This is a genomic window from Lentzea fradiae, assembly GCF_900100955.1.
Lineage (GTDB): Bacteria > Actinomycetota > Actinomycetes > Mycobacteriales > Pseudonocardiaceae > Lentzea > Lentzea fradiae.
In genome coordinates, this window is sequence record NZ_FNCC01000002.1 from 65,398 (window position 1) to 84,148 (window position 18,751).

Below are 18,751 nucleotides of genomic sequence, written 5' to 3' on the forward strand. Positions count from 1 at the left end.
GAGCATCGCACCACTGTTCGACCAGTGGCGAAATCCCACGATGGTGGCGTTCTACCTCTTCAGCATCCGGGTCAGACCGGCGGCGACGGTCGTGGCCAGCGTCCAGCCCGTCACGATCAGCCCCGAGGCGATCCACTGCGACGCGTGCGGCGTCTGCCAGCGGTTCTTGTTGCCGAAGTCGACGATCGGCACCACCAGGTCGATCGTGAACAGCCACGCGTTCCACGGCAGGTGGTCGTCCTCGTTGATCTCCTTCAGCGGTCCCTCGACCTGGAACCACACGCTGCCGAGCAGCCAGGCCGCGATCAGCCACCCCAGTGCACGCGCCGGGCGGTAGCCGTAGCCGACCATCGACCGCTGCAGGAAGCTCCAGAACAGCACCAGCGGACCGAAGAACCGCATGCCCTCGGCGACCGCCCGGTACCGCAGGCGCTGCTTCTCGATCAGCACGGTCGAGGCGTGCTCCTCGTTGCCCGCCGCGGTCAGCATCTCCGCGAAGTGGTCGTACGGCCGCGGGTGGTAGTTGCGGCGCATGGCGTTGCGCAGCCAGCGCAGCCGCTGGGCGATCTGCTCGTCGTCGCGCAGGTCGATCGGGTAGGCGAGCGAGTCGTAGCGGAAGTCGTCGAGGTCGATGGACCCCGTGGCGTTCCAGAAGTTCTCGTTGTCGTCCAACGACGTGCAGCGCGCCTGCCGCAGCGTCACCAGGCCCTTGGGCGGCGAGACGACGTTGAGCATCAGCTCCTGCACCTGCATGCCCATCGCGTTCAACGCGTGGCTGTCGAGCTTGTAGCCGAGCACCGCGCCGTTGAAGTTCGCCATGCGCCCGATCACCGCCCGGCGGCAGCGCACACCGCCGTGCGCCACGAACTCCTTGTCCCCTCGTGCGCAGATGAGGTCGCGGCCGATCACCGCGCCGCCGATGTCGAGCGACGGCTTCTCGCGCGGCTGGTGGCGGTACTTGCCGGGCTGCGCCAGGCGGCTGCCGCGCAGGTCGAGGTTGGCGCCGACGGTGATGCCGCGCAGCTCCAGCCCGCCGGAGACGTCCGACTCGCGCACCACGAAGTTGCTGCCGACCTGCGAGCGGTTGGCCAGCACGGCGTCGGCGGAGGGGTTGTCCACAGCGGCCCGTTCGAAGGTGATGCTGCCGCGCACGTGCGTGTCGACCATGCGCAGCTGGCCCTTGATCCGCACGTGGCGCCCGACGACGTCACCGCCGATCTCCGCGCCGTCGATGTGCAGCGCACGGCCGGACCCGGTCGGGTCGGTGCCGACGGACGGCGGCGAGACGGCGTCCAGCACGGCGTCCGCCAGCGACAACGTGCCGCCGATGCGCGCGTTCACGGCGCGGACCGTGCCCGCGCTGGAGAAGCCGCGGTCGAGCTCCAGGTCGCCGGAGATGTCCGAGCGGTCGAGGATGAGCGTCGCGGACGGGTCGGCGTGCGGGTCGCTGGTGTCCTCGAACTCGGAGCCGCGCGAGAGCACCGAGCCGCGCAACGACAGCTGGGAGCTGATCCGGGCGTTGGAGAGGAACACCACGCCGTGCGAGGTGAACGCGCCGATGAAGTTGCCGCCGACCTGCATCCCGTTGCCGTTCAACGTGAAGCCGTCGGCGTTGTCCAGCACCGCTTCGCCGAGGTTGACGTTGCCGCCGATGCGCGCGCCCGCGAGCCGCACCTCGCCCTCGGTGCGCAGGCCGAACCCGAGCAGCGCGCCCGCGACGGTCAGCCGGTCGGCGTGCAGGCACAGGCCGCCGGGAACGCTGAACCGGCTGTCGCGCAACAACAACGAGCCCGCGATCTCGGCGTCGGTGAAGTTCGTGAGGCCCGCGACGCGGCAGCCGAGCAACGACACGTCGTTGCTGCTGCTCAGGTTCCGCGCCTCCAGGCCGGGCAGGTCGCAGTCGCTGAACGAGATGCCGGCGAGGTTCGCCTGCCGCAGGTCCGGTGCCGCCTCGAACTGGCAGTGCTCGAACTCCAGCACGTACGGCACCTCGACGGCGCGCAGGTCGAGCACGTCGGTGACGACCCTGTCGACCACGCGGACGACGGGCGGCGTGCTCGGCTTGCGCCGGGGCAGCCGCCAGCCGCCCGCTCCGTCGTTCTCCCCCAGCAGTCCCCGCAGCACTTCCTCCGCGGCGACCTTCCCCCTGGCCACCGGTTACGCCGGGTCGCCGGGGCCGTGGTGCGTCGGGTCGAGGACTCTGGACAGGAACAGCTGGGTGCGCTCCTCCTGCGGGTTGCCGATCACCTCGGCCGCCGGTCCCTCCTCGACGATGTAGCCGCCGTCCATGAAGATCACCTTGTCGGCGACCTCGCGGGCGAACTGCATCTCGTGGGTGACGACCAGCATCGTCATGCCCTCGTCGGCGAGCTGGCGCATGACGCCCAGCACGTCGCCGACCAGCTCCGGGTCGAGCGCGGAGGTCGGCTCGTCGAACAGCATGACCTCGGGGTTCATCGACAGCGCGCGGGCGATCGCCACGCGCTGCTGCTGACCGCCGGAGAGCTGCGCGGGCATCGAGTGGGCCTTCTCGGACAGCCCGACGCGCTCCAGGTTGTGCAGCGCGATCTCGCGCGACTCCGTCTCGGAGCGCTTGAGCACCTTGCGCTGCGCCACCGTCAGGTTCGCCAGGACGTTGAGGTGCGAGAACAGGTTGAAGCCCTGGAAGACCATGCCGATCTTCGTGCGCGCGGAGTCGATGTCGACGTCGGGGTCGGTGAGCTCGACGCCGTTGACGACGATCTTGCCGTCGTTCGGCTCCTCCAGCAGGTTCACGCAGCGCAGCAGCGTCGACTTGCCGGAACCGGACGGGCCGATGATGCAGACGACGTCGCCGCGGTTGACCGTCAGGTCGATGTTCTTGAGGACCTCGAGCGAGCCGAACGCCTTCTTCAGCCCGGTGATCTCGACGCAGACGTCGCTCATGCGGACACCTTCTTCCTGCTGCTACCCGTGGTGCCGCGGCGCTCGAGCCAGCGCGACAGGTAACCGAGCGGGAGCGTGATGATGAGGTAGCAGAGACCGGCGATGAGGATCGGCGTCAGCGAAGGGCTGCGGCTCAGCGTCTCGCGGCCGAACTTCGTGAGCTCGTACTGCTCGCGGAAGAGGCCGAGGATGTAGATGAGCGAGGAGTCCTTGGTGAGCAGGATCAGCTCGTTGGTCAGCGGCGGCAGGATGATCCGGAACGCCTGCGGGATCACGATGGTGATCATCGCGCGGCTGCTGGACATGCCGAGCGAGCGGGCGGCCTCGACCTGGCCCTTCGGCACGGCCTGGATGCCGGCGCGGATCGTCTCGGCCATGTAGGCGGCGCCGACGCCACCGAGCGCCAGCATGACCGTGGTCAGTGCCGGGAACTGCATCTGGAACGCGATCGGCACGCCGTAGTAGATGCCGATGAACACCAGCAGCGCGGGGACGCCGCGGAAGAACTCGATGTAGACGGTCGCGATCCAGCGGTACGGCGCGACCGACGACAGCTTCATCAGCGCGAGCACGAGGCCCAGCGCGAGCCCGAACGCGAAACCGAGCGCGGTGTAGAGGATGGTGTTCTTCAAGGCCACGGTGATGACGCTCGGGAACATCGCCTTCGCGATGTCCACGTTGAAGAACGCCGCTCTGATCTGGCCCCAGTCGGCCAGGAAGGCGACCAGCAGGGCGATGACGATCAGAAGGCCGTACTGCGCATAGCGGATGTATTCCGCACGCTTGCGCTTGGAGACAGCCATGGAGGCTCCTAGACGGATGTGGTTCGGACAAGCGGCGGGGCCGGCGCGACGCGAGCCGCACCGGCCCCGGGCAGCAAGGTGTTACTTGCTCTCCGGCTTCTTGCCGAACCACTTCTCGTAGATCTTGTCGTACTCGCCGCTTTCCTTGGCCTTCTTCAAGACCTCGTTGACCTTGGTCTGAAGAGCGGTGTTGCCCTTCTTGATACCGATGCCGTACTGCTCACCGGTGTCGAACTCCTTGGTGACCTCGGTGTCCGGGAACTCCTTGGCGTAGTCGAACAGCGGGCCGTTGTCGTTGATGGCCGCGTCGACCGCGCCGGTGCGCACGGCGGTCTCCATCAGGGGGAGGTCCTCGAACTGGACGACGGTGTAGCCGTTGGCGGCCGCGTTGTCGTTCGCGTACTTCTCACCCGTGGTGTCCTGCTGGACGCCGAGCTTCTTGCCCTTGAGGGAGGCGAGGTCCGAGTAGCCCGCCCCCTTCTTGACCAGCAGCGCCTGCGAGGCGTCGAAGTACGGGTCGGAGAAGTCGATCGCCTGCTTGCGCTCCTCGGTGATCGTCATGCCCGCGGCGGCCAGGTCGCACTGGTTCGCGCTGAACGACGTGCCCGAGGTGATCGTCTCGAACGGCGTGTCGAAGATCTGCTGCTCGACACCCAGCTCCTTGGCGACCAGGTTGACCAGGTCGACGTCGAAGCCGACCGTCTTGTCGCCCTCGCTGTACTGGAAGGGCTTGTAGGAGAGGTGCGTGCAGGTGACGAGCTTGCCTGCCTGCACCAGTGAGACCCCCGAGTCGCCTGCGGGCTGGTTCACGGGAGTCGCGCAGCCGGAAGCTGCCATCACGGCCAGTCCCAGAGCTGGGACCAAGGCCATCAACTGCCTGGTTCGACGAGCCACTGCGTCACTCCTCGTAACTGTCGCGGACGAGTGAACGGGATCCTGCCACTCGGGTGACGCGGTGGACAGCACGTGCGTGTTACAGGCCATTGCCTTGCAATGATTTTGCGTCAACTCGCATCTTGGACTGCAAGATGTTGCGCAGCATGACGTAGATCACGCAAGGTCTTCACGCATTGCACACGAATGATATCGATACGCGCGCGTGTCCTTGATCAGGATTTGATCAAGGACAGTGCAGCTCAGCGGGTTCGGCGCGTCAGCAAACCCGCGACGAGGGCGGTCCAGCCGGTCTGGTGCGTCGCCCCGAGGCCCTCACCCGTGTCGCCGTCGAAGTACTCGCTGAACGTGACGTGCTTGCGCCAAAGAGGTGAGTCCGACGCCTCCACCCGTTTTCCGTCCGAGGGCCGCCGACCGTCGCTGTCGGGCAGGAACAGCCCCACCAGCCGGTCGCTCAGCTCGTCCGCCACCTGGCCCGCGGTGACCCAGCGGCCGGAGTGCGTCGGCATCTCCACCTGGACCATGCCGTCGTGGAACGCGCAGACCGTGCGCAGCGCCTCGACCAGCAGCGCGTTCGTCGGCAGCCACACGGGGCCGCGCCAGTTCGAGTTGCCGCCGAACATCGGCGTGTGCGACTCGCCGGGCTCGTAGCCCATCCGGTGCTCCTGGCCCGCGACCTTGACCTCCAGGCCCTCGCGGTGGGCGGCGCTCAGCGACCTGATGCCGTGCGGCGAGAGGAACTCCTGCTCGTCGAGCATCCGGTGCAGCACCCGCTTGAGCTTGTGCTCGTCCAGCAGCGACACGAACGCGCCGCGCTCGTAGTGGAACGTGATGAACTGCCGCAGCTCCGGCCGCCGCTTGAGCAGGTGGTCGAGCCTGCTGGTGAACCCGTGCAGCTCCTCCAGCACCCACGGTTCCAGCACGGCGCCCGCGAGCAGCGGGATCAGCCCCACCATCGACCGCACGCGCACCGGCTCCGACTCGACCCGCCCGTCCGGGTGGCGGCGCGAGACGCGGTCGTAGCAGAACCCGTCCTCGTCGTGCCAGATCCCGCCGCCGTGCGACCCGAAGTGCGTGAACGCCTCCGCGATCGACAGGAAGTGCTCGACGAACTTCGTCGCCACGTCCTCGTACGACTCGTCGTCGCGCGCCAGCTCCAGCGCGATCTGCATGAGGTGCAGGCTGTACGCGGCCATCCACGAGGTCGCGTCGGACTGCTCCAGCCGCCACTCGCCGAGCATCGGCTCGGACCGGTTGACCGGCCCGATGTTGTCCATGCCGAGGAACCCGCCCTCGAACAGGTAGCTGCCGCCCGCGTCCTTGCGGTTCACCCACCAGGAGAAGTTGAGCAGCAGCTTGTGGAAGATCTTCGCGAGGAACGCCCGGTCCCGGCTGCCGTCCGCGCGGTAGACCTGCAGCGCGGCCCACGCGTGCACGGGCGGGTTGACGTCGCCGAACTCCCACTCGTAGGCGGGGATCTGGCCGTTCGGGTGCATCATCCACTCACGGCAGAACAGCAGCAGCTGCTCCTTGGCGAACGCCGGGTCGACCAGCGTGAACGGGATCGTGTGGAACGCCAGGTCCCACGCCGCGAACCACGGGTACTCCCACTCGTCCGGCATCGAGATCACGTCGGCCACGTCGAGGTGCCGCCAGTGCACGTTGCGCGCCTCTGGCGCCCGCCTGCTGGACGGCGCCTCCGGCTTGGTCGGGTCGCCGTCGAGCCAGTCGCGCGTGCGGAACCGGTAGTGCTGCTTGGTCCACATGAGCCCCGCGAGAGCCCGCCGCAGCACGTGCCGCTCCTCCTGGCCCGCCTGCGGCGCGATGTCGTCGTGGAACTCGTCGGCCTCGGCCAGCCGGGCGCCCATCGTCTCGTCGAAGCTCGGCCCGAACGGGTCGACGTGCCCGTCCCCGCCGACCAGCCGCAACCGCACGGTCACCGTCTCGCCCGGCTCCACCGGGTCGAACGAGTACCAGGCCGCGAACTTGGTCCCGGCCGCCCCCGCGTCGTCCGGCCCGACCACCTGACAGGCCGACGAGTCGCCGCGCACCACGTACTCGTCGACGCCGTCCTTGGTCCACGGCGACGAGTTCCGCCCGGCCCCGAACAGCGCGACCTCGTTGGTCTCGTTGTCCGTCATCAGCATCGACGGCGAGTCGTCCAGGTGCAGCGTGTACCGGCCGAGGTTGCCGTGGTCGGCCGTCACCTTGCGGCCGGTCGACGTGCTCGCCACCAGCTGGCACGGCCGCTGGTCCCTGCCCCACGCCCACGTGTTGCGGAACCACAGCTGCGGCAGCAGGTGCAGCGGCGCGTCCTCCGGCCCGTGGTTGGTCGCGCTGATCTCGACGCAGATGTCGTCCGTGTCGGCTTTCGCGTAAGTGACCCGCACGTCGAAGAACCGGTTCTCCTCCAGCACCCCGGTGTCGCTCAGCTCGGGCTCGCGGTTCTCCCGCCCGGCGTGCCGCGCCATCTCCCGCAGCCGCGCGTACGGGAACTCGGCCTGCGGGTACCGGTAGACCACCTGCATCCAGGAGTGGGTGGGCGTCCCGTCGGTCACCCACCAGTGCTCCTTGACGTCCTCACCGTGGTTGCCCTCGTCGTTGGTGAGGCCGAAGTACCGCTCCTTGAGGATCGGGTCCTTGCCGTTCCACAGCGCCACGGCGAAGTTGAGGAAGCCGTGGACGTCGCAGATCCCGGCGATCCCGTCCTCACCCCACCGGTAGGCGCGCGCACGGGCGTGGTCGAACGGGAACGACGCCCACGCGTCACCCTCGGGCGAGTAGTCCTCGCGGACCGTGCCCCACTGGCGGCCCGACAGGTACGGCCCCCACAGCCGCCACGGCGAGGTCGGGCTCTCCGACTCCGCGAGACGCGCTCGTTCCGCATGTTCGACCATCACCCCAGTGTGGGACACCCGGTCGGACGGCCGGTGGGGGCTGGGTCCTGTCTGAGTCCTTCCTCACTCAAGGCGTGGTCGGCCCACGCCTGAGCCGCCGGTCCGCAGAGCGTTCCGCCGACGGTGTGGCGAAGCGCTTCACTCTCAACTCTGAACCGACAACTTGAGAGTTGACAGTAGTTATTGAGAGTAGTTGAGAGTAACGGAGCGTCAGGACTGCTTCGAGTGCGAGTCGAGCACCAGTGCCACGGCCTCCGTCACCCGCGCCGCGTGGGCCAGGTGCAGCCACTCGTCCGGCACGTGGCAGTTCGAGTCCGGCCCCACGGCCCCCGTGACCAGGAACTGCGCGTCCGGGTACGCCTCGTGCAGCAGCCCCATGAACGGGATCGAGCCGCCCAGCGACACGGTCCGCCACGGCGCGCCGAAGACGTCCTTGCCGGCCTCGTCGAGCGTCGCCGCCAGCCACGGTGCCAGCTCCGGAGCGTTCCAGCCGTCGGCGAACTCGACGCGGGAGAGCTCGACCGTCGCGCCGTACGGCACGTCCGTCGTCAGCTTCGCCTTGACCGCCTCCAGGGCGGCCGAGGCGGACGCCGTCGGCGGCAGGCGGAACGACAGGACGAGGGTCGTGTACGGGCGCAGCACGTTGCCCGCGTCGTCCGGGAGCGGCAGGCCCTCGGCGCCGGTGACGGACAGGGTCGGGCGCCAGCCGGAGTTGAGCGCGAGCTCGACCTCGTCGTCCGACATCGCCCGCAGGTCGCCGACGCGCGGGACCGGGTCCCACAGCGCGCCGGGCGCGGCCTCGACGGCCTCGCGGACCTCGGCCAGCCGGTGAGCCGGGATCTCGACGTGCATCTCCGGCACCAGGACCTCGCCGGTCGCGGCGTCCTCGATCCGGTCGAGCAGGACGCGGGCGATCCGGAACGACGACGGCACGATGCCCGACGCCATGCCGGAGTGCATGCCGCCCTCCAGCACTCGGACGGTCATCGTGACCTGCACCAACCCGCGCAGCGAGGTCGTCAGCCACATGCGGTCGTAGTCGGAGCCGCCCGAGTCGAGGCAGACGACCAGCGACACGCGTCCGAGGCGGTCGGAGAGGTGCGCGAGGTAGGCGGGCAGGTCGGGCGAGCCCGACTCCTCGCCGGTCTCCAGCAGCACGACGCACCGCGCGTGGGAACCGCCCGCGGCGCGCACGGCCTCGATCGCGGCGATTGCGGCATAACCGGAATAACCGTCGTCGGCGGCGCCGCGGCCGTAGAGACGTCCGTCACGCAGAACCGGGGTCCACGGGCCCAGCCCCTCGCCCCAGCCGCCCACCGGGGGCTGCTTGTCGAGGTGTCCGTAGAGCAACACGGTGTCGTCGTTCGCGTTGCCGGACGCCGGCACGTCGACCACGAGGAGTGGCGTGCGTCCCGCCAGTTGGACGACCTCCACCTCTGCGCCGGGCAGGTTCCTGGTGGCGATCCACGCCTTCACGTGGTCGATCGCCGCAGCCAGCTCGCCGTGTTCCTCCCACGCTGGGTCGAACGCGGGCGAGATCGCCGGCACGGCGACGAGCTGAGACAGGCTCGGGACGATCTCCTCGTCCCAGAGCGTCCTGACGGTGCTGGTCACAACTGATCGTTCCACCTCTCGATCCTGTCACGACTCCGCCTCCGCTCGCGTCCGTAGCCTCTACCACTGAGACCTCCCCGGAAGTTAACGATCGGTAACCGGGACAACGTTGTCCGGTGACCGGACGTTCTGGTCGGAGGACAAAAAGTCGAACCTCCGACTGTTGTCGCTGATCAGAACGTTGACTCATGTGTTACGAAGTGGGACGGGTCTCACCAACTCGGGTGAGGCCGTGTCAGGATGTGGTCGTAAGCCACCGTCACCGTCGACGGCTGCCTCCGGCCCCACAGGGTTGGCGGCGACCGCCGACGTCGCCGCACGAGGTCGTCACGAGCGATCAGGCGGTCGGAGTAGACAGAGGAGAAGGCGCATGTCGTCCCCTGAGCAATGGACGCACCCTGAGCCGGACGCAGCGCCGGCCGCCACTGGCGCGAAACCGACAGCGGAACAGGTGATCGCAGGCTTGCGAGCGACGGACGAGGGTGGCGCCGACCTGGTGCAGCTCCTCACCCCCGAGGGTGAGCGGGTCCAGCACCCCGACTTCGACATCGACATCACGGCGGAGGAGCTGCGCGGCCTGTACCGCGACATGGTCCTGATCCGCCGGGTCGACCGCGAGGCGAACGCGCTGCAGCGCAAGGGCCAGCTCGGCATCTGGGTGCCGCTGCTCGGCCAGGAGGCCGCGCAGATCGGTGCCGGCCGCGCGATGCGCCCGACCGACATGGCCTTCCCGAGCTACCGCGAGCACGGCATCGCGTGGACGCGCGGGATCAACCCGACGGAGCTGCTCGGCATCTTCCGCGGCACCGACCAGGGCACGTGGGACCCGGTCGAGAAGCGCTTCCACCCGTACACGATCGTCATCGGCAACCAGGTCCTCAACGCGGCCGGGTACGCGATGGGCCAGAAGTTCGACGGCAAGGTCGGCGACGACGAGGGAGAAGCCACCATGTGCTTCTTCGGCGACGGCGCGACCAGCCAGGGCGACGTGCACGAGGGCTTCGTGTGGGCGGCGGTCTACGACGCGCCGCTCGTCTTCTTCTGCCAGAACAACCAGTGGGCCATCTCCGAGCCCACCGAGCGCCAGTCGCGCCTGCCGCTGTACCAGCGCGCCCGCGGCTACGGCTTCCCCGGCATCCGGGTCGACGGCAACGACGTCCTCGCGACGCTCGCCGTCACCAAGTGGGCGCTGGACGAGTGCCGTCACGGCAACGGCCCGATCCTGATCGAGGCGTTCACCTACCGGATGGACGCGCACACCACCTCCGACGACCCGACGCGCTACCGGCTGTCGGACGAGCTCGAGATGTGGAAGCTCAAGGACCCGATCGAGCGCGTGAAGGTCTACCTGGTCCGCCAGCAGTGGGCCGACCAGGAGTTCTTCGCCGGTGTCGAGGCGGAGGCCGACGAGCTGGGCGAGGAGCTGCGGGAGTTCTGCACGAACATGCCCGACCCGCCCGCCGAACGGATCTTCAGCAACGTCTACGCGGAGGGGAACCCCAACCTCGACGCGCAGCGCGATGAGTTCCTCGACTACGTCTCGGGTTTCGCTGGAGGTGAGCACTGATGGCTGCTCCGACGATGGATCGTTCGACCGCCGCCGCCCCGGCGACCCCGGTGCAGACGCTCACGATCTCGAAGGCGCTCAACATGGGCCTGCGGGCGGCCATGGAGGCCAACCCCAAGGTCATCATGATGGGCGAGGACATCGGCAAGCTCGGTGGCGTCTTCCGAATTACCGACGGTCTCCAGAAGGACTTCGGTGAGCAGCGCGTGCTGGACACGCCGCTCGCGGAGTCGGGCATCATCGGCACCGCCGTGGGCCTCGCGATCCGCGGCTACCGCCCGGTGTGCGAGATCCAGTTCGACGGCTTCATCTTCCCGGGCTTCGACCAGATCGTGTCGCAGGTCGCGAAGCTGCACTACCGCACGCAGGGCAAGATCAAGATGCCGATCGTGATCCGCGTGCCGTTCGGCGGTGGCATCGGCGCCGTCGAGCACCACTCGGAGTCGCCCGAGTCGTACTTCGCGCACACCGCCGGCCTCAAGGTCGTCTCGTGCTCGAACCCGGCCGACGCCTACTGGATGATCCAGCAGGCCATCGACTGCGACGACCCGGTGCTGTTCTTCGAGCCCAAGCGCCGCTACTACGAGAAGGGCGAGGTCGACACCACGGCCAAGCCCGGCGCGCTGTTCGAGTCGCGCGTGCTGCGTCCCGGCACGGACGCGACGCTGGTGGCCTACGGCCCGATGGTCCGCACCTCGCTCGACGCCGCCAACGCGGCCGCCGAGGACGGCACGTCGCTGGAGGTCATCGACCTGCGTTCGCTGTCGCCGCTCGACCTCGGCCCGGTCTTCGAGTCGGTGCGCCGCACCGGCCGCCTGGTCGTCGTGTCCGAGGCGCCGTCCGAGTCCTCGATCGCCAGCGAGATTGCAGCCAGGGTCCAGCAGGAGTGCTTCTACTCCTTGCAGGCACCGGTGCTGCGGGTGACCGGTTTCGACACCCCGTACCCGCCCTCGAAGCTCGAGGAGGAGTTCCTCCCCGACCTCGACCGGGTGCTGCACGCCGTCGACCGCTCGCTCGCCTGGTAAGGGGACAACCGGAAATGCCGCAGTTCAAGCAATTCCCCCTGCCCGACACGGCAGAGGGGCTGACCGAGGCCGAGATCCTCACCTGGCACGTGAAGCCGGGCGACACGGTCACGGTCAACCAGATCATCGTCGAGATCGAGACGGCGAAGGCCGCCGTCGAGCTGCCCTGCCCGTGGGCGGGCGTCGTGACGGAGCTGCTGGCCGAGCCCGGCCAGACCGTCGAGGTCGGCGTCCCGATCATCACGATCGACACCGACCCCGGCGGCTCCGCCGCCCCCGCCCCCGCGGCCGCTGCTCCCGCCGCCGCGGCACCCGAGGCGAACGGGGCGTCGTCCGGCAAGATCGGCGAGGAGATGCCGGGCGGACGCATCGCGACGCTCGTCGGCTACGGCCCGAAGTCCGGCGCGGCCAAGCGCCGTGCGCGCAAGGACGCCCCGGCCGCGGCCAAGGTCACCGCACCCGCCGCGCCCGCTGCTCCCGTCGCTCCGCCCGCTCCGGTCGTGGCCGCTCCGGTCGCGCCCCCGGCCCCCGCCGCCGCGCCCGGTGGCTACGTGCCGCTGGCGAAGCCGCCGGTCCGCAAGCTGGCCAAGGACCTCGGCGTCGACCTGCGCGCGCTTACGGGCTCCGGCCCCGACGGCGTGATCACCCGCGAGGACGTCGAGAGCGCGGTGGCGGCCCCCGCCCCCGCCGTCCAGTCCACTGTGGACAACGGTTCGCGCGAACGGCGCGTGCCGATCAAGGGCGTCCGCAAGGCGACCGCGCAGGCGATGGTGGACAGCGCGTTCACCGCACCGCACGTCACCGAGTTCCTCACGGTCGACGTGACGCCGATGATGGAACTGCGCGCGCGCCTGAAGAACGCGCCGGAGTTCCGCGGCGTGAAGCTGACGCCCCTGGCGTTCTGCGCCAAGGCGGTCATCCTCGCCGCGCGCCGCACCCCGGACGTCAACGCCACCTGGGACGCCGCGGCGAACGAGATCGTCTACAAGGACTACGTCCACCTGGGCATCGCGGCGGCCACGCCACGCGGCCTGGTGGTCCCGAAGGTCCGCGACGCCGACCGCATGTCCCTGAAGGAGCTCGCGGTGGCACTGGACGAGCTCGCCACCGTCGCGCGCGAGGGCAAGACGTCCCCGGCCGACATGATGAACGGCACCATCACGATCACCAACGTCGGCGTCTTCGGCGTCGACACCGGCACGCCGATCCTCAACCCCGGCGAGTCCGCGATCCTCGCGCTCGGCGCGATCCGCGACATGCCGTGGGTGGTCGACGGCGAGATCAAGATCCGCAAGATCTGCCAGCTCGCCCTGTCGTTCGACCACCGCGTGGTCGACGGCCAGCAGGGCTCGCAGTTCCTGGCCGACGTCGGCGCGCTGCTGGCCGAGCCGGGCATCGCGATGACCTACTGAGCCGGTCCGTGACGAGGCCCCCGCACTCCGGTGCGGGGGCCTTTTCGCTGTTCAGCCACCCGTTCGGTGAATCGGTTTGACCCTCCAGCGACTGGAGACTGCACAGTGGTCCCGTGACGCGCTACCAGATCGGTGAGCTGGCCAGGATGACCGGACTCACCGTCCGCACCATCCGGTTCTACTCCGACTCGGGCCTCATCCCGCCCACGGACAGAACCGCAGGCGGATACCGCACCTACGACGCCGAGGCCGTGGCCAGGCTGAAGCTCGTCCGCACGCTCAGGGACCTGGGCGTGGACCTGCCGACGGCCGGACGCGTCCTCGCGCAGGAGGTGTCGGTGACCGACGTGGCGCGTGCGCACGCGGAAGCGATCGACGCGCAGATGCGGACGTTGCGGCTGCGCCGCGCCGTTCTGCGCGCCGTCGCCAGAGGAGGGGAGATGGAACTGATGAACGAGTTGGCACGCATGTCGGACGAGGAGCGCCAGCGCATCCTCGACGACTTCTTCGAGGAGGTGTTCGGGCCCTACGAGCTGGACCCGCAGTTCGAGCAGCACATGCGTTCGGTGCGGGTGGAGCTGCCGGACGACCCGTCGACCGAGCAGCTGGAGGCGTGGGTCGAGCTCGCGAAGCTCGTGCAGGACCCGGACTTCCGCGCGTCGGTGAAGCGGATGTCCGCCCAGCACCAGGAGATGCGGCAGTCCGGTGCCGACATGGGACCGCCGGCCGAGGGACAGCAGGAGGCGTTCGCCTACGCGATCGCCCAGGCCCGCGAAGCCATCGACGCCGGTGTGACGCCGGAGTCGCCGCAGGCCCGTGAGGTCGTGGACCGCGTGAACGCCAAGTGGGCGGAGGCACTGGGCGTGCCGAACGACGAACACCTCGTCGACCGGCTGCGCTCCTACGCCGACTTCGCCGACCCGCGCGCCGAGCGGTACTGGGTCCTGCTCGCGAAGATCAACGGCTGGCCGCAGGCCCCGGACACCTCGGCCGAACGCGCCTGGCTGCGCGCCGCGGGACAGCCCTTCGGCTGATCCCCCGCACCACCACTGGAACCTGCTGGGCGCCCAGCTCGTTCCAGGGGAGACGAAGGGGGATCGTTATGTCCGCACTGTTCGAGCTCATCGGGGGAGTGGTCGCCGGGGTTTTCGGCCCCACCGGCGACGACCACACGCGCGGCGACGGCGACGTGTTCCTGGACGGCGAGTGGCACGAGGGCGAGCTGTTCTTCGGCCCCACGAAGATCATCTGGGACGAGCGCATCGTCTTCAGCGACAGCGAGGGCCGCGTCGAGCACATCGCCGACCAAGACCCGCCGCACCCGAACTTCGTGGTGCTGCGCTTCCGCCGCCGTCACGACACCGTGCTCCTGGCCGTGCACCGCCGCGAGCTGTGGCGCGTGGGCGCGGTCCTGACCCTGCCGGCCTGACCGCGGTCAGCGCTGCGGGCACGGCGTCCAGGTCTTGCCGCCCGGCGCGTAGCAGCGAGGACCGTTGTAGCCCGGATACGGGTCCGCGGGCTGCTGCGGCGCGCTCTGGGTTCTCTGCTGCTGCACCTGTGCCTGTGCCTGCGCTTGGGCGGCGGCGTCCCGGCGCCGTTGCTCCTCGGCCGCGGCCCGCTGCCGTTGTTCCTCGGCCGCCACCTCGGCGCGACGCCGTTCCTCGGCCGCCTCTGCCTCACGCTTCTCGGCAGCGGCCGCGCCACTGCGGAAGTCCTTCTCGCGCTGGTCCAAAGTGGACCGAGTGGAGGCGACGAGCTCCCGGAGCTTCGACTGCTGCGCAGCGGAAAGGACCGTCCACACGATCCCCCGCGGCCTTACCAACGCATCCGCCCGCAGCAACGCGCTCTTCGCCTTGTCGGCCGCCAGCGTCCACTCCGCCGGAGCAGCGGTGGCCGCGGGAGCCGGTGCCGCCGCGGCCGTGGTGACGGCCTTGACCTGCGCCGGCAACGTGCAGTCGATCTCGCCGGAGTGCAGTCCGCGCTCAGCCGCGACGGCTTCCGACAAAGCCGCGTTCACCTCGGGGTAGAACCGGGCGTTCCGCCCGACGGTGATCGCGGCGGCGAGACCCGCCCTGGCGACCTCCGCGTTGACCAGCGTCCCGTCCGCCTTCACCACCCCGGCGAGCACCCGCCCGTACCGGTCGGTCCGCTCGACGTCGTGCTCCAGCGTGACCGTGGTGCCGGCCGGAAGCAGCCGAGCCAGGTGCTCCGTCGCCTCGGCGCTGAGACACTCGTCCGTCTCCGGCGCGTCGATGTTGAGCAGCCGGATCTTCTCCACCTGCCCGTCCGTGCGCACCTCGATGGTGTCGCCGTCGATCACGCGTTCCACGCTGATGACCGGCGGACTCGGCTCGTCCGCGAGCGCCACCATGGCGATGCCTCCGACGGCCGCCACGACCAGCGCGCCCCCGATGAAGTTGGCGACCAAGAAAACTCCTCTGCTCCGACTGCAGTGCAATCGAGACCGAGGAACCGTCCGTTACCACCGGGCATCCGCCTACCGGATGACACGGCTCCGCCGCATCACCCCGCTGAGCGCGAAGACGCCACCGGCACAAGCAAGACTCACCGCGCTGATCACCCGCTGGTTGGCCGCCAAGGCCCGCTCGTACTCCTCCGCGGAAAGCTCGACAACAGCACTGCGCTGCGTTGACGTGTACTGCCCGTCCTCGTGCTTGAGGTTGACCGCCGTGGCACCGCTCAGCAGCGTGCCCAGCGCGATGGCCCAGCCACCGTAGAACGCGACCGTCGTCAGGCAGATCGCGATGAAGGACAGCGATCTCCGCATGGCCTTGAAGAGATCCCTCAGGCGCTCGGACCGCATCCGAGCATCGCGGAACTGCACGACCATGAGCGTGACAAGCACGATCGTCGTCGTGATGAGCGCGTAGTTCCCCCACACGGGCAGCGGCGTCGCACCCAGCCGCATGTCCGCGACGAGGACAGCCGCGTCGATCAGGCCCACCACAACGGCGGCCACTTGCGCCGGCGTGTGCTTCATGGGCGCGCAGGATATGTCCGTTATGGACGTTCACGGGGCACAACGCGGAAATACGCACCCTGAGTAGCAGTCGGGCCGGGATCTTGGTCCCGGCCCGTGGTCAGACGGCTACTTGATGTACATCCCGGAGATCGCCCGCGAGACGACCAGTCGCTAAATCTCGCTCGTCCCTGGCGGGGAGCTGTCCGGTCCTCAGTCCCAGTAGTTGAAGAGCGCTTCGCCGAGAGTGCCGGGTCGCCAGTACGTGATGTCGTTCGACGAGATGTGGGGCCAGGCCGTGGCGTCGAAGGGGCCGTTCAGCTCGGACGGGGTGAGCACCTGAGACCCCGGCAGCAGGGCGGCCAGTGCGGCCACCAGCTCAGGGGCGTCGACAAACGCCAGCGGGCCCGACTCCCCGACGCCGTCGACAAAGTCGATGGTCCGGGGCTCTGCGAGGGCCAGCATCGCTGAGTCGCGCGCACAGGCGACGGCGACCGTGCGCTCGCGGTAGGCGATAAGTCCCTGGTGGAAGTTGGGTGTCACGTTGCTGGCAAGGCGGAACTCGACCACGTTGCCGCCAGTGTGACGGGCAGCTGCGTAACAGACACGCCGGAAGTTGCGGACGTCCGTCATCCGGTGAAGATACCTGCGTGCGATCGGCCTGGCTGGGAGTCGGGTACAACGCGCCACCATCGGCGGCGCGCCTTGAGCCTCGCCAGACCCCGTCCCCTGAAACGGCCCGAGGACGGCTAGAAGGGATCAGCTCACTTGATGTACATCCCGGAGATCGCCCGCGACACGACCAGCCGCTGAATCTCGGACGTCCCCTCGAAGATCGTGAAGATCTTCGAGTCCCGGTGCATGCGCTCCACCGGGTGCTCCCGCGTGTACCCGGCCCCACCCAGCACGTGGATCGCCCGCTCCGTCGCCCACACCGACACCTCGGACGCCTTGAGCTTCGACATCGACCCCTCACCGGCGGTGAACGGCACGTTGTTGCGCCCCATCCACGCCGCGCGCCACACGAGCAGGCGGGCCGCGTCGATCTCCATCTTCATGTTGGCCAGGTCGAACGCGATCGACTGGTTCTCGATGATCTTCCGGCCGAACGCCTCGCGGTCCTTGGCGTAGTCGAGGGCGTACTCGTACGCGGCTCGTGCGACGCCGACGGCCATCGCGCCGACGGTCGGGCGGGTGGTCTCGAACGTGGCCATCGCGGCCTGGCCGCCTGCTCGCTTGCCCTCGCGGGCTCGGGCCAGGCGGGCTTCCACGCGTTCGCGGCCACCCAGGATGCAGCGGCCGGGGACGCGCACGTCGTCGAAGAAGACGTCCGCCGTGTGCGAGGCGCGCATGCCGTGTTTCTTGATCTTGCCGGGGGACGAGAGGCCGGGGGTGCCTGGCGGGACGATGAAGCCCGCCTGGCCGCGGGCGCCGAGCTCGGGGTCCACCACGGCGGTGACGACGTGGACGTTCGCGATGCCGCCGTTGGTGGCCCACGCCTTCTGGCCGTTGATCACCCACTCGTCGGTGGCCTCGTCGTAGCGGGCCCGCGTCCGGTAGCCCGCCACGTCCGAGCCCGCCTGCGGTTCGGAGGCGCAGAACGCCGCCAGCTTCGGGTCCGACTCGTCGCCGAAGCACTCCGGCACCCACTCGGCGAGCTGTTCGGGCTCGCCGGAGGCGAAGATGCCGGCCACGGCGAGGCCGGTGCCCATCAGGGCCAGGGCGATGCCCGCGTCGCCCCAGAAGAGCTCCTCGGTGGCGATGGGCAGCGACAGGCCGATGGGGTCGGCGAACCAGGTCGCGAGCGACTCGAAGCCGTAGAGGCCGATCTTCGCGGCCTCCTGGATGACCGGCCAGGGTGTCTCCTCGCGCTCGTCCCACTCGGAGGCCGCGGGCCTGATCACGTCGCGGGCGAAGCCGTGCACCCAGTCGCGCAGGTCGGTCTGGTCTTCGTTCAGCTCGAGCGAGAAGCCACCCACAGAACTCTCTCCTAGGCTTTCGGGATGTTGAACAGGCTCATGAACCCGGCCGCGAACCCCAGGTCGCCCTTCACCTTGAGCTTGCCCGTCATGAACAGCACGGGGGCGGAGGCGTTGCCGGTCGCGAGCTTGAGGAAGTCGGCGGGGGTCAGCGTCACGACGGCGCGGGCCTCGCGCGTGACGCCCTTGTTGATGGTGCACTCGGCGTTCTCGATGATCGCCTCGTAGACGTCTTCCAGGACGTGGAAGTGCACGACCGCCTTGGTGGCGCCGGCCCGGTCCGAGCGGAAGTGGGCCTCCATGCGGCGGAACACCTCGTCCAGCACGCGCGTGCGCAGTGCCGGGTCGGAGACGACGGCCTCGATCTGGTCCTTCGAGGCGCGCGAGATGATCCGGGCGAAGTTCGACGGGTCCATCTTCGACAGGTCGAGGTCCGCGCCGCCGTCCGCCAGCGCGCCGAGCGCCCTCAGCAGTGCCGCGAAGTCGTCCTTGCCCAGTTTCTTCGGGTCGACGCCGCGGGCGATGACGTCGATGTCGACGCCCTTCAGCGCGGGGTCGTCCGGCGAGATGCGTTCCAGCGTGCCGATCAGCTCCGCCGGGCTGAGCTTGGCGATCGCCTCGGTGGTGAGGTCGAGCGTCATGGTGGGACACCTCC

16 protein-coding genes are annotated in these 18,751 nt (G+C 69.3%); 5 read left to right on the plus strand and 11 right to left on the minus strand.

Annotated elements, in window-relative coordinates:
- Positions 1 to 51: 51 nt before the first annotated feature.
- The 6 genes from BLT23_RS04245 to BLT23_RS04270 form a co-directional block, all read right to left on the minus strand.
- Positions 52 to 2,154 carry a translocation/assembly module TamB domain-containing protein gene (locus BLT23_RS04245; RefSeq protein WP_090045896.1) on the minus strand — a complete coding sequence of 701 codons (2,103 nt, stop codon included), beginning with the start codon at positions 2,152 to 2,154 and terminating at the stop codon, positions 52 to 54.
- A 3-nt stretch (positions 2,155 to 2,157) separates the two neighbouring features.
- Positions 2,158 to 2,925, minus strand: coding sequence for an amino acid ABC transporter ATP-binding protein (locus tag BLT23_RS04250; RefSeq protein WP_090045897.1), 768 nt, complete (start codon positions 2,923 to 2,925; stop codon positions 2,158 to 2,160).
- Positions 2,922 to 3,728, minus strand: coding sequence for an amino acid ABC transporter permease (locus tag BLT23_RS04255; protein ID WP_090045899.1), 807 nt, complete (start codon positions 3,726 to 3,728; stop codon positions 2,922 to 2,924). The genes BLT23_RS04250 and BLT23_RS04255 overlap by 4 nt, the downstream gene beginning before the upstream one ends.
- 81 nt (positions 3,729 to 3,809) lie before the next feature.
- Positions 3,810 to 4,622 carry a transporter substrate-binding domain-containing protein gene (locus BLT23_RS04260; RefSeq protein ID WP_090045901.1) on the minus strand — a complete coding sequence of 271 codons (813 nt, stop codon included), beginning with the start codon at positions 4,620 to 4,622 and terminating at the stop codon, positions 3,810 to 3,812.
- A gap of 242 nt (positions 4,623 to 4,864) precedes the next feature.
- A complete protein-coding gene (locus BLT23_RS04265) occupies positions 4,865 to 7,519 on the minus strand; it encodes an MGH1-like glycoside hydrolase domain-containing protein (protein ID WP_090045903.1) in 2,655 nt (884 codons plus the stop codon).
- Between the two features lie 210 nt (positions 7,520 to 7,729).
- Positions 7,730 to 9,133 (minus strand): M20/M25/M40 family metallo-hydrolase, encoded by a 1,404-nt coding sequence (locus tag BLT23_RS04270; protein WP_425434343.1) that lies wholly within the window; start codon positions 9,131 to 9,133, stop codon positions 7,730 to 7,732.
- Positions 9,134 to 9,503: 370 nt separating this feature from the next.
- Here BLT23_RS04270 and pdhA point away from each other — a divergent pair, with 370 nt between their 5' ends.
- The 5 genes from pdhA to BLT23_RS04295 all read left to right on the plus strand — a co-directional run bounded on the left by pdhA (position 9,504) and on the right by BLT23_RS04295 (position 14,566).
- Entirely contained in the window at positions 9,504 to 10,700 is a 1,197-nt protein-coding gene (gene pdhA, locus BLT23_RS04275; protein ID WP_090045907.1) for a pyruvate dehydrogenase (acetyl-transferring) E1 component subunit alpha, read from the plus strand.
- On the plus strand, positions 10,700 to 11,725 hold the full coding sequence (locus BLT23_RS04280) for an alpha-ketoacid dehydrogenase subunit beta (protein WP_090045908.1): 1,026 nt from the start codon (positions 10,700 to 10,702) through the stop codon (positions 11,723 to 11,725). The genes pdhA and BLT23_RS04280 overlap by 1 nt, the downstream gene beginning before the upstream one ends.
- 14 nt (positions 11,726 to 11,739) lie before the next feature.
- The gene (locus tag BLT23_RS04285; RefSeq protein ID WP_090045910.1) at positions 11,740 to 13,137 is read left to right on the plus strand and encodes a dihydrolipoamide acetyltransferase family protein; all 1,398 of its coding nucleotides are present in this window, start codon (positions 11,740 to 11,742) and stop codon (positions 13,135 to 13,137) included.
- A 113-nt stretch (positions 13,138 to 13,250) separates the two neighbouring features.
- The gene (locus BLT23_RS04290; protein ID WP_218133650.1) at positions 13,251 to 14,171 is read left to right on the plus strand and encodes a helix-turn-helix domain-containing protein; all 921 of its coding nucleotides are present in this window, start codon (positions 13,251 to 13,253) and stop codon (positions 14,169 to 14,171) included.
- Positions 14,172 to 14,239: 68 nt separating this feature from the next.
- Positions 14,240 to 14,566: a hypothetical protein gene (locus BLT23_RS04295; protein ID WP_090045913.1), complete on the plus strand. Its 327-nt coding sequence runs from the start codon at positions 14,240 to 14,242 to the stop codon at positions 14,564 to 14,566.
- 6 nt (positions 14,567 to 14,572) lie between these two features.
- Here the strand turns inward: BLT23_RS04295 and BLT23_RS04300 are convergent, their stop codons facing one another.
- From BLT23_RS04300 to BLT23_RS04320, 5 genes are all read right to left on the minus strand, one after another.
- Positions 14,573 to 15,565 carry a thermonuclease family protein gene (locus BLT23_RS04300; protein WP_090045915.1) on the minus strand — a complete coding sequence of 331 codons (993 nt, stop codon included), beginning with the start codon at positions 15,563 to 15,565 and terminating at the stop codon, positions 14,573 to 14,575.
- 69 nt (positions 15,566 to 15,634) lie between these two features.
- Positions 15,635 to 16,138, minus strand: coding sequence for a hypothetical protein (locus BLT23_RS04305; RefSeq protein ID WP_143035816.1), 504 nt, complete (start codon positions 16,136 to 16,138; stop codon positions 15,635 to 15,637).
- Positions 16,139 to 16,330: 192 nt separating this feature from the next.
- Entirely contained in the window at positions 16,331 to 16,750 is a 420-nt protein-coding gene (locus BLT23_RS04310) for a hypothetical protein (protein ID WP_090045918.1), read from the minus strand.
- 131 nt (positions 16,751 to 16,881) lie between these two features.
- Positions 16,882 to 18,096 carry an acyl-CoA dehydrogenase family protein gene (locus tag BLT23_RS04315; RefSeq protein ID WP_090045919.1) on the minus strand — a complete coding sequence of 405 codons (1,215 nt, stop codon included), beginning with the start codon at positions 18,094 to 18,096 and terminating at the stop codon, positions 16,882 to 16,884.
- A gap of 11 nt (positions 18,097 to 18,107) precedes the next feature.
- Positions 18,108 to 18,737 (minus strand): SCP2 sterol-binding domain-containing protein, encoded by a 630-nt coding sequence (locus tag BLT23_RS04320; protein WP_090045920.1) that lies wholly within the window; start codon positions 18,735 to 18,737, stop codon positions 18,108 to 18,110.
- Positions 18,738 to 18,751: the final 14 nt, after the last annotated feature.